The organism is Streptomyces sp. NPDC048172 (assembly GCF_043202595.1).
In the GTDB taxonomy this organism is placed as follows: Bacteria; Actinomycetota; Actinomycetes; order Streptomycetales; family Streptomycetaceae; genus Streptomyces.
Map to the genome: position 1 here is coordinate 795,020 of NZ_JBIDAT010000002.1, position 9,604 is coordinate 804,623.

Here is a 9,604-nt window from a genome sequence, read left to right on the forward strand (position 1 = left end):
CAGGCGGACGTTCAGAACATGTCCGGGCACCAGGGGCGGCGCGCCGTGCGGAAGAGCGTGTCCGCGCGGGCCGCCGCGCCCTCGCGGTGCTCGGCGATCCGGCCGAGCGCCGCGAGCCGCACCGCCGACTCGTCGCCCAGGTACAGCGCGCCCAGCTCGCCGATGTCCATCGAGAGGCCGGGCTCGTCGCGCGTCGTCCGGCACGCGGTGCCGTCCGGACCGGCCTCCAGCCGGTAACGGCCCCCGGCCAGACCCGCCTTGTCGCGCAGCTCCAGGACCAGCGTCCCGGACACGGCGTACGTACGGGCCTCCAGCATCGCCGGGACGTCCAGCGGGCGCAGCCACAGGAAGTCCGCGTGCGTGAGCACCCGCGCGGCGCGCGGGTCGGGCAGGAGCAGCGGAAGGATGTCGTCCGGCGCGCGCGGGCCCGTACGGACCTTGAGTACCCAGTCCATCGCGAGCACGTACCGCCACAGCGCCCGCTCACCCGCGGGCGTCGTGGCGAACAGGTCGTCGACGGTCGCGGTCTGCTGGGGCTGCTTGCTCTCCCAGCGGCTGTCGACGGTGTACGCCACCGCGCCCTGCGGCTCGCCGTCCGCGTCGCGGTAGACCGCGAAGAACGGGGAGTCGTAGCCGTCGCCGGGGAAGCGGAGCGCGCCCGTGAAGATCCGCCACCAGCGGTCGGTACGGTCGATGGCGCCCTGCCGCTGCGGCTGCGCGCGGAACCGCTCGTGCGCCCCGGCGGCGGCCTCCCGGTACGCGGCGGCGTCCAGCAGCTCCACCCGGCCGCCGTCCCCGTCGTCCGCCGGGCCCGAATAGCGCCGGTCGAGGCCCGCGCGGGCCACCTCGACCTCCCACTCGGTGGTCCAAGTGGCGGCGCCGAAGCCGTGACGCCCGTAGATGGGGTACTCGGCGGAGACGAGCGAGGCGAACGCGTCGCCGCGCTCCCGTGCCGCCGCGAGCCCGTTCGCCATCATCTCGGTGAGCAGGCCGCGACGCCGGTGCGTGGGCGCGACGGCGACGTTGGTGACCGCGCAGGAGGGGAGCGCGGCACCGCCCGGAACGGTCAGCCGCTGCGGCGTCGTGCGGAACGTCGCGACGCAGCGGCCCCCGTCGTACGCCCCCTGCGTACGCTCCGGGTCGGTGCCGCCCCTGCGCCTCTCGGTCTCCTCGGCGGAGACCTCGGCGCTCCGGTAGAAGCCGGTGTTGAAGGCACGGAGCCAGTCGTGCAGCGGGTCAGGAGCGTCAGGGGTGCCGGGTATGTCGGCTAGCGTCCGGACTTCCGGGCGCGGGCGGTCGGACATGGGGTCACGCTAGGCGCGGGCCCCGGCGGGCGCACCCGAATAATCTGAGAGCCGGTTCAGGGGAGCAGGTCGTCCACCTGGGCCTCGCCCTCGCGGTAGCGCCGCGCGATCTCCGTGCTGCACCCGTCGGCGGTCCGCTGGAGCGCCTGCCGGTGCCGCGAGACCTGCTGCTCGTACCGCACGAGGCGGCCCATCGCATCGTGCAGCTCGTCGTCCGTACGGGCCGTGAGGTCGCTGAGCTCGACCTCCGCGAGCATGTCCTCGGCCAGCCGCCGGTACTCCTCGCTGCGCGGCGCCCCCAGCGTCACGTGCCGCGCCGAGGAGCGGTGGGTCGACGGGCCGTCGGTCAGGATCTCCGGCAGCAGGTCGAGCAGGGGCGAGCCCGGCGACGTACGCCGCGCGAGCTCGGCCCTGAGGATGTCGATACGGCCCTGGAGGAGCCTGCGGACGTAGCTGAGGTCCGCCTCGTCCTGCTGCGCGCTGCGGCGCAGCGTCCGCAGCTCGGGCAGCCGCAGCGTGTGCAGCTCGGGCCGGCCGGGCTCGCGCAGCGCCTCGTGGTGCCCGCGCTGCTGCGGGGTCCGCGCGCGCACGGAAGCGGCGGGCGTGGCGGGCGTGGTGGCGGACGCGGCAGGTGCGGCGGACGCGGTGGCGGGCGCCGCGCCCGCTCGGGCGGCCGGTACGCCGCCCGGTGTCCGTCCGGCTCCGGTTGTACTCATGGGCTTGTGTCCCCTCATCCCCGTCGCACAGTGGCAGCGGCACACACCGCGTGTGCGCATCGTGCCACTGCGTGGCTACCGCGCGCAGCGCCCTTGGCACCCATCCGGCGGCGGCGCACGGTGGCGAATGGCGGCACGGCATCATGGCGGGATGCGAGCTGTGGTGCAGAGAGTGGACGGTGCGAGCGTCGACGTGGACGGCCGGACCGTTGGTCGGATAGTCGGCGAGGGCTTGTGCGCGCTGGTCGGAGTCACGCACGGGGACACGGCGGCGGAGGCCGAGCGCCTCGCGCGCAAGCTGTGGAGCCTGCGGATCCTGCACGGCGAGAAGTCGTGCTCGGACACCGGAGCGCCACTCCTCGTCATCAGTCAGTTCACTCTCTACGGTGACGCGCGAAAGGGGCGCAGACCGACATGGAACGCCGCCGCTCCGGGTGAGGTCGCCGAGCCGCTCGTCGACGAAGTGGTCGCCCGGCTGCGTGCGTTGGGGGCCGAGGTCGAGACCGGCGTCTTCGGCGCGCAGATGAAGGTGAGCCTGACGAACGACGGTCCGTTCACGGTGCTCGTCGAGGTCTGACCGGGTTGCGTCGGGGCGGCTTCCGGGGTGCCCTCTGGCGTGCTTCGCCGGGTGCGGGAGCGTCCTGGCCGGTCGCGCAGTTCCCCGCGCCCCTTCGGGGCGCTACGGCTCGACCACCGTCTCCTGCGCCGCCGCCGTCGCGTCCGGGCCCGCGATCAGTTCGGCGTCCACCGGGACGTTCCGCTTGACCAGGGCCAGGGCGATGGGGCCCAGCTCGTGGTGGCGGGCGGAGGTGGTGACGAAGCCGATCTGGCGGCCCTCCACCCCGTCGGCGGCGAGCCGGACCGCGTCGCCGTGCACGGGGATCTTCACCTCGCTGCCGTCCAGGTGCAGGAAGACCAGGCGGCGCGGGGGCTTGCCCAGGTTCTGCACGCGGGCCACGGTCTCCTGGCCCCGGTAGCAGCCCTTCTCCAGGTGAACGGCCGTGCCGATCCAGCCCAGTTCGTGCGGGATGGTGCGGTGGTCGGTCTCCCTGCCCAGGCGCGGCCTGTGGGCCTCGACGCGCAGCGCCTCGTAGGCGAGGACGCCGATCGCCGGGCCGTGCGCCTCGGCGAACGGGCGCAGCTGATCGCGCGGCAGGAAGAGGTCCCGCCCGTGCGCCGTCTCCCGGACGGCCGCGGCGCCGGTGACGTCGGCGATCGAGCCCGCGGGGAGGTGGACGACGGCGAAGTCGTCCGTACGGTCGGCGGTCTCCACGCGGTAGAAGAACCGCATGCTCTCCAGGTAGGCGACCAGCTCTTCCTGCTTGCCGGGCTCGGTGTGCATCCACACCGTCTCCCCGTCGTCGACGAGGGAGAGCGCCTGCTCGATGTGGCCGTTCGCGGAGAGGATCAGCGCCTCGGTGGCCCGGCCGGGCGGCAGCTCGGTCATGTGCTGGGTCAGCAGCAGGTGCAGCCAGGAGAGCCGGTCGTCGCCGGAGACGGTGACCACGCCGCGGTGCGAGAGGTCCACGAAGCCCGTGCCGTCCGCGAGCGCCCGTTGCTCCTTGAACAGGTCGCCGTAGTGCGCCGCGACGCCCTCGTCCGGCGCCTCGGCCGCGACGGCGCCGGGGAGCGACAGGAGCGGGCTCTGCTGAGGGCTCTGGCTGGTGCTGCTGGAGGACATACGACCAGCCTACGACGGTGGGTCGGCGTCCTCCGAGGCGCAGTTCGCGCAGCGCCCGAAGATCGCGAAGTGCTTCATGTCCGTCTCGAAGCCGAACTTCTCGCGCAGCGTCACCGCGAACGGCTCCGCCACGGAGAGATCGGCCTCGATGACCTCGGTGCAGTCCCGGCACACCAGGTGCATGTGGTGGTGCCGGTCCGCGAGGTGGTACGTCGGGGCGCCGTGCCCGAGGTGCGCGTGGGAGACGAGGCCGAGCTCTTCGAGCAGCTCCAGGGTCCGGTACACCGTCGAGATGTTCACGCTGCCCGCCGTGCGGCGCACCTCGCACAGGATCTCGTCCGGAGTGGAGTGCTCCAGCTTGTCCACGGCCTCCAGCACGAGCTGGCGCTGCGGGGTCAGCCGGTACCCGCGCGCCCTGAGGTCGCTCTGCCAGTCGGTGGTTGCCACGGGCCCAGTGTAAGAGAGACCACGGAGTTGTTAGGCATGCCTTACTTGAAGAAGGCGATTCCGTCGTCGGGGAGATCCGCGACGTCCTTGGCCCACTCCTTGGGGTCGACGACCTTCTTCAGGTGCGCCGACATGTACGGCCGGAGCGGGACCTCGGGGGTGGCCTTCTCGCCGACCCACATCAGGTCGCTGTTCACGTACCCGTAGAGCCGCTTGCCGCCGCTGTACTCGCCCGCCGAGGCCGTACGCGCGATGGCGTCGGTCGCCAGGTCGATCTGCGGCTTCTGGTCGGCCAGCTCGCCGTACCAGACCTCGGCGATGCCCTGGTCGCGGATCATGACGACCTCGACCTTGCGGTCCGCGTCGATCCGCCAGTAACCGGTCTCGGTCTCCAGGGGGCGGACCTTCTTGCCGTCCGCGTCCAGCTCCCAGGAGTGCGAGGCGTACTCCAGGAAGTCACGCCCGTCGTGGGTGAAGGTGACCTCTTGGCCGAAGTTGCACTTCTCCTGGCCCGGGAACTCTGCGACGCCCGCGCCCGTCCAGTTGCCCAGCAGAAAGGCGAGGGGGACGAGGTCCGGGTGGAGGTCGGACGGGATCTCGATCATGTCAGCGCTGACCCTGGTAGAGCTTCTTGAAGGTGAGACCGGCGAAGGCCACGGTGCCGACGCAGACCAGGACCATCAGGGCGGTGAAGAATGCCTCAAGCACGGGGCTCTCCTTTGCGGTGTGCACGTACGCCGCCGAGTCTAGTCGGCGGCCGGAAGGCGGCGGGACGGGGTCAGCGGACGGGTCAGTAGACGACCGCCTGGACGCCTTCCTCCATGATCTCCCCGACGAACACCTGAGCGCCCGCGATGCGCACCCCTTCGAGGACGTCCTCCTGGGTGATGTCCCGGCGGGCGGCGCACTGGGTGCACAGCGTGATACGGCCGCTGCCCTGGATGGTCTCCATCAGGTCGGGGAGCGGGGCCGCGTGCGGCAGCGCGAACTCCGCCGCCTTTCCGGGCAGCGCGAACCAGGCCGACTCGCCCGTCAGCCAGAGGGAGACCTCGATGCCGCTCGCCGCGGCCACGGAGGCGACCGTGAATGCCTGCGAGCACCTCTCGGGCGCGTCAGCGCCCGCTGTGACCTTGATGACCAGCTTGGTGTTTGCCATGCCGGTCAGCCTAGGTCTGCCGGGGGCCGGGCAGGGGCTGCCCCTTGCTGTTCCGTCGCGGGGCGCGGGCGTCGTCGTGGCTTGGCGCGCAGTTCCCCGCGCCCCTTCGGGGCGCGCCCTGAAGGCGCCCGCGAAGCGTGGCGGCGCCCCGAAGCACGCCCCGGAGGGGCGGCTTCAGGGGCGCGGGGAACTGCGCGGCCGGCCACGATGCGGCGGCAGCCCGCGAAGCAGCGGGCGGGGCAACCCGTACCCGGCTCTTACGCAGCCGTACCCGGCATCGGGGCTGCGCTTGCCAGCCCTGCGCCTTGCGCAGACCTCCCAAGCACAGAAGTCGCGAAGGTCACGTCATACCGCGATGGCGACCTCCGAGAGGCCGCCCTGCTGGGCGACGACCGTACGGTCGGCCGAGCCGCCAGGCACAAGCGCGCGCAGGGTCCACGTGCCCTCGGCCGCGTAGAAGCGGAACTGGCCGGTCGCGGAGGTCGGGACCTCCGCCGTGAACTCGCCGGTCGAGTCCAGCAGGCGCACGTAGCCGGTGACGGGCTCGCCGTCGCGGGTCACGCTGCCCTGGATGGTGGTCTCGCCGGGCTTGATGGTGGAGGCGTCGGGGCCGCCTGCCTTCGCTCCGCACATGGTGATTCCTCAGTCCTTTCGGAGGGTCAGTTGGAGCCGAGCTCGACGGGGACGCCGACGAGGGAGCCGTACTCGGTCCAGGAGCCGTCGTAGTTCTTGACGTTGGGCTGGCCGAGCAGCTCGTGCAGGACGAACCAGGTGTGGGCCGAGCGCTCGCCGATGCGGCAGTAGGCGATGGTGTCCTTGGCCAGGTCCACGCCCTCGCCCTCGTAGAGCGACTTCAGCTCGTCGTCGGACTTGAAGGTGCCGTCGTCGTTGGCCGACTTGGACCACGGGATGTTACGGGCGCTGGGCACGTGGCCCGGGCGCTGCGACTGCTCCTGGGGCAGGTGCGCGGGGGCGAGCAGCTTGCCGCTGAACTCGTCGGGGGAGCGCACGTCGACCAGGTTCAGGGCGCCGATCGCGTCCACGACCTCGTCGCGGAAGGCGCGGATCGAGGTGTCCTGCGGCTTGGCCTTGTAGTCGGTCGCGGCGCGCTCGGGGACCTCGACGACCAGGTCGCGGGAGTCCAGCTCCCACTTCTTGCGGCCGCCGTCCAGGAGCTTGACGTCCTGGTGGCCGTAGAGCTTGAAGTACCAGTAGGCGTAGGAGGCGAACCAGTTGTTGTTGCCGCCGTAGAGCACGACCGTGTCGTCGTTGGCGATGCCCTTGGCGGAGAGCAGCTTCTCGAAGCCGGCCTGGTCCACGAAGTCACGCCGGACCGGGTCCTGGAGGTCCTGCTTCCAGTCGATCCGGACGGCGTTCTTGATGTGGTTCTTGTCGTAGGCGGAGGTGTCCTCGTCGACCTCGACGATCACGGTCTTCGGGTCGTCGATGCGGGCCTCGACCCAGTCGGCGTCTACGAGGACGTCGCTGCGGCTCATGCTGTGTCTCCTCATGCGGTGGGCGGCTGAAAGGCGAGGGGTGCGCGGAGGGGGTGCCGGGCGCGGGACGCGGGGAGGCGTGTGCGCGGCGAGTACCCCGGATACGCGGCGGTGCGCGCACTGCGCTGTGCGGCGCGGGGACGCGGCGTCGCGGATCGGCTTCGTACGGCTGGGCGCGCGGCCGTCAGCGGGAGGGGCGACAGAGCATGGCGGCGACGCGGCACAGATCGACTGCCCGTCGCTTCGTGAGGTCCGCCTGTCGCTTCATGAGGTCCGATCGTAAGGACGCGAAGGGGGGCCTGTCACCGGGGATCCGGATGATGAGACAAATGTGTCCGCGATACGGGATGTGACCGCCCTGACCAGGGCCGGGAGGGCGGGCGGCGCGGCGGGTCGCCGCGCCGCCTTCTGGGGTGCGGACGCGGGCGTCTCGCTCCGTGGACGGGGTGAGGGGAAAGGGGGGCGGGCGGGGGTCAGCCCGCGAGGTTCACGTCCGTGCCGGAGATGGAGACGTCGATGCCGGTCTCGGTGGTCACGACCTTCTTCAGCTTGAGCCCGTCGGGCAGCTGGCTGATCTTCCGGTCGAAGTCGATCTTCTTGCGGATCGCGTCCTCGACGCCGGGGATCCGCGAGCCCGGCACCTTGTCCGCGTGCAGCCGCACCGTGTCGCCGCCCTCGACGGTCACCGAGCTGTAGACGCTGCGCTCCAGCGTCTTGCCGACCATCGGGACCGTGACGGCCGCGGTGACCTTGACCTGACCGCGGCCGGACTTGTCCTTGCCGCCGTAGCCGACCCGTACGCCCTCGTCGGCGGCGCGGGAGAGGTCCGCGTACGAGATGTGGACCGTGCCCGTCGCCTTGCTGGCGACCGCCGAGGAGTAGCCGTCGGAGAGGTGCACGTCGCTGCCGCTCAGCTTCACCTCGGTGAGCGTCACCTGACGGCCGCCCGCCTCGGCGGTGATGCCGCTGAGCTCGGCCTCGACGCTGTCGAGGTCCTTGGAGGCGACCTGGGTCAGGAAGGGGAAGCCGTCGATCGAGACCGAGGCGTCGCCGTCCGAGGGGACCTCCAGCTCCGTCATGAGCTTCTTGGCCACCTCGTCCTCGGCCATGTTCACCGCGACCCTGTCGGCGGCGACGAAGAGCCCCGCCAGCACGATCACGATCACCAGCACGATGCGTAGCGCGCGCATTGCCTGCGTTCCCCCCATGGGTGGTCGGTTTGCAGCCCCCTCAGCGGTGGAGCGTAACGCGACGTCAGACGAGCGCGCGTCCCAGGAGGTACACGGCCGGGACCGCCAGGGTCAGGGGGAGCGCGACGCCCGCGGTCATGTGGACGAAGCGGGACGGGAAGTCGTAGCTCGCCACGCGCAGGCCGATCACGGCGCAGACGCCCGCCCCGAGGCCCAGCAGCGCGCCGCTCGCGCCCATGTCCGTGAGCTGCCCCACGGCCACGCCCGCGCCCGCCGCGGCGGCCACGGCGACGACGGGCGAGACGTACGACGGCAGCGGCAGGGCCCGCGCGAGCGCGGCCACCGCCACGGCGGCGGCGCCGACCGTCACGGCCTCGCGCTCCGCCGCCAGGTGCCCGGCGGCCAGCACGGTCAGACCGCTGGAGGCGAGGCCTGCGGTGAGGGCGTAGAGGCGCTCGTCGGGGCTGGAGTGGTTACGGAGCTGCAGGATGAGGGAGAGGACGCACCAGACGCCGAACGTGCCGATGAGCACGGTCGGCGCCTTGTCCTCGTCCGCGAGCAGCAGGCCTACGACGGCCACGACGCCGCCGAGGAAGGCCAGGGCGATGCCCTGCCGCGCGGGCCACATCCCGTTCAGCCGGAACCAGCCCGCCGCCGTGACCGCCTGGAGCAGCACCACGCAGACCGCGAGCAGGCCGGTGCCGACGCCGCCGTCGAGCGAGGCGGAGCCCGCGAGCAGCGCGCCGAGCACGGCGGTCAGCGCGGCGGGGCGCAGCCCCGGGGCGATGATCGGCGACCCGGACCGCGCGGGCGACGCCGACGCGGCGGGAGAGGCGGGGGAGGCGGGGGAGGCGGGGGACGCGGGGGAGGCGGGAGCGGCACTCGGGCTGACGGCGGCGGGGGACGACCACTGGGGCTGCGGCTGCGGCTGGGGCTGGGCGTGGGCCTGTGCCTGGGGGAGGGGCTGGGCCTGCGGCTGCGGCTGGGGCTGCTGCTGCTCGTAGAGCTGGTGCTCGGGGGGCAGCGGGCCCGGGTGCGGGTGCTGCGGGGGGAGCGGTGTGGAGGGCGCCTCGTACGGGGGCGTCTCGCGGGTCACCTCGTACTGGACGTCGTACGGGTCGTGCGCCTGCGGGTACCCGTAGCCGTGCCCGTACTCGTACGGGTACTGCGGCTCGGCGGGCGGCAGGGGCTGCGCGTACGCCTCGTACTGCTGGGGCTGGGGTTGCGGCTGGGGCTGTGCCTGCGGCTGGGCCTGCTGCTGGGGGAGGGGCTGGCGCTGCCAGTCCTGCTCGTACCCCTCGTAGCCCTCGTACCCTTCGTAACCCTCGTACGGCGTGCTCATGCCGCACCGCCCGCGAACGGCGGGAGGACCTCGACCGTGCCGCCCTCGCTGAGCCGCACCGACTCGTGCTCGCGGGTCCCGACGGGGGCGCCGTCCACGAGGTACGAGCAGCGCAGCAGCACCCGGGCGAACTCGGGCCGCTCCGTGTGCGCGTCGCGGGCGCGCTGGAGCGCTCCGGCGAGTGTCGTGGCCTCGTATGGCTCCTCCGCGGTACCGGCGGCGGCCTTCGCCGCGGCCCAGTAGCGGATCGTGCCGCTCGCCATGGTGGGGGT

At 72.6% G+C, this 9,604-nt stretch carries 12 protein-coding genes; 1 reads left to right on the plus strand and 11 read right to left on the minus strand.

Going from position 1 to position 9,604, the window contains the following annotated elements:
- Positions 1 to 11: 11 nt before the first annotated feature.
- Together ACGF3A_RS12240 and ACGF3A_RS12245 are read right to left on the minus strand one after the other, a co-directional pair.
- Positions 12 to 1,304 carry a GNAT family N-acetyltransferase gene (locus ACGF3A_RS12240; RefSeq protein ID WP_393728560.1) on the minus strand — a complete coding sequence of 431 codons (1,293 nt, stop codon included), beginning with the start codon at positions 1,302 to 1,304 and terminating at the stop codon, positions 12 to 14.
- 56 nt (positions 1,305 to 1,360) lie between these two features.
- Positions 1,361 to 2,020: an ABC transporter substrate-binding protein gene (locus ACGF3A_RS12245; protein ID WP_393728561.1), complete on the minus strand. Its 660-nt coding sequence runs from the start codon at positions 2,018 to 2,020 to the stop codon at positions 1,361 to 1,363.
- A gap of 151 nt (positions 2,021 to 2,171) precedes the next feature.
- Here ACGF3A_RS12245 and dtd point away from each other — a divergent pair, with 151 nt between their 5' ends.
- Entirely contained in the window at positions 2,172 to 2,597 is a 426-nt protein-coding gene (gene dtd / locus ACGF3A_RS12250; protein ID WP_393728563.1) for a D-aminoacyl-tRNA deacylase, read from the plus strand.
- A gap of 102 nt (positions 2,598 to 2,699) precedes the next feature.
- On the opposite strand, the gene ACGF3A_RS12255 is transcribed toward dtd, so the two are convergent.
- The 9 genes from ACGF3A_RS12255 to ACGF3A_RS12295 form a co-directional block, all read right to left on the minus strand.
- Positions 2,700 to 3,701 (minus strand): YgfZ/GcvT domain-containing protein, encoded by a 1,002-nt coding sequence (locus ACGF3A_RS12255; protein WP_393728565.1) that lies wholly within the window; start codon positions 3,699 to 3,701, stop codon positions 2,700 to 2,702.
- A gap of 9 nt (positions 3,702 to 3,710) precedes the next feature.
- The gene (locus tag ACGF3A_RS12260; RefSeq protein ID WP_393728567.1) at positions 3,711 to 4,148 is read right to left on the minus strand and encodes a Fur family transcriptional regulator; all 438 of its coding nucleotides are present in this window, start codon (positions 4,146 to 4,148) and stop codon (positions 3,711 to 3,713) included.
- Positions 4,149 to 4,189: 41 nt separating this feature from the next.
- Entirely contained in the window at positions 4,190 to 4,753 is a 564-nt protein-coding gene (locus ACGF3A_RS12265) for an FABP family protein (protein ID WP_393728569.1), read from the minus strand.
- Between the two features lie 185 nt (positions 4,754 to 4,938).
- Positions 4,939 to 5,304: a DsrE family protein gene (locus ACGF3A_RS12270; RefSeq protein ID WP_393728571.1), complete on the minus strand. Its 366-nt coding sequence runs from the start codon at positions 5,302 to 5,304 to the stop codon at positions 4,939 to 4,941.
- Between the two features lie 345 nt (positions 5,305 to 5,649).
- Positions 5,650 to 5,937, minus strand: a complete 288-nt coding sequence (locus tag ACGF3A_RS12275) for a DUF1416 domain-containing protein (RefSeq protein ID WP_393728573.1) — start codon at positions 5,935 to 5,937, stop codon at positions 5,650 to 5,652.
- 26 nt (positions 5,938 to 5,963) lie between these two features.
- A complete protein-coding gene (locus tag ACGF3A_RS12280) occupies positions 5,964 to 6,800 on the minus strand; it encodes a sulfurtransferase (RefSeq protein ID WP_393728575.1) in 837 nt (278 codons plus the stop codon).
- 473 nt (positions 6,801 to 7,273) lie between these two features.
- Positions 7,274 to 7,990, minus strand: coding sequence for a DUF2993 domain-containing protein (locus tag ACGF3A_RS12285; protein ID WP_393728576.1), 717 nt, complete (start codon positions 7,988 to 7,990; stop codon positions 7,274 to 7,276).
- Positions 7,991 to 8,054: 64 nt separating this feature from the next.
- Positions 8,055 to 9,332 (minus strand): hypothetical protein, encoded by a 1,278-nt coding sequence (locus ACGF3A_RS12290; protein ID WP_393728577.1) that lies wholly within the window; start codon positions 9,330 to 9,332, stop codon positions 8,055 to 8,057.
- The gene (locus tag ACGF3A_RS12295) at positions 9,329 to 9,595 is read right to left on the minus strand and encodes a MoaD/ThiS family protein (RefSeq protein WP_393728578.1); all 267 of its coding nucleotides are present in this window, start codon (positions 9,593 to 9,595) and stop codon (positions 9,329 to 9,331) included. The genes ACGF3A_RS12290 and ACGF3A_RS12295 overlap by 4 nt, the downstream gene beginning before the upstream one ends.
- Positions 9,596 to 9,604 lie beyond the last annotated feature (9 nt).

What these genes read in the sequence shown, in the direction of transcription:
- ACGF3A_RS12270 (WP_393728571.1), bottom strand. Translation starts at nt 5,304, where the DNA reads ATGGCAAACACCAAGCTGGTCATCAAGGTCACAGCGGGCGCTGACGCG.
- ACGF3A_RS12280 (WP_393728575.1), bottom strand. Translation starts at nt 6,800, where the DNA reads ATGAGCCGCAGCGACGTCCTCGTAGACGCCGACTGGGTCGAGGCCCGC.
- ACGF3A_RS12240 (WP_393728560.1), bottom strand. Translation starts at nt 1,304, where the DNA reads ATGTCCGACCGCCCGCGCCCGGAAGTCCGGACGCTAGCCGACATACCC.
- ACGF3A_RS12285 (WP_393728576.1), bottom strand. Translation starts at nt 7,990, where the DNA reads ATGCGCGCGCTACGCATCGTGCTGGTGATCGTGATCGTGCTGGCGGGG.
- ACGF3A_RS12290 (WP_393728577.1), bottom strand. Translation starts at nt 9,332, where the DNA reads ATGAGCACGCCGTACGAGGGTTACGAAGGGTACGAGGGCTACGAGGGG.
- ACGF3A_RS12265 (WP_393728569.1), bottom strand. Translation starts at nt 4,753, where the DNA reads ATGATCGAGATCCCGTCCGACCTCCACCCGGACCTCGTCCCCCTCGCC.
- dtd (WP_393728563.1), top strand. Translation starts at nt 2,172, where the DNA reads ATGCGAGCTGTGGTGCAGAGAGTGGACGGTGCGAGCGTCGACGTGGAC.
- ACGF3A_RS12245 (WP_393728561.1), bottom strand. Translation starts at nt 2,020, where the DNA reads ATGAGTACAACCGGAGCCGGACGGACACCGGGCGGCGTACCGGCCGCC.
- ACGF3A_RS12295 (WP_393728578.1), bottom strand. Translation starts at nt 9,595, where the DNA reads ATGGCGAGCGGCACGATCCGCTACTGGGCCGCGGCGAAGGCCGCCGCC.
- ACGF3A_RS12275 (WP_393728573.1), bottom strand. Translation starts at nt 5,937, where the DNA reads ATGTGCGGAGCGAAGGCAGGCGGCCCCGACGCCTCCACCATCAAGCCC.
- ACGF3A_RS12255 (WP_393728565.1), bottom strand. Translation starts at nt 3,701, where the DNA reads ATGTCCTCCAGCAGCACCAGCCAGAGCCCTCAGCAGAGCCCGCTCCTG.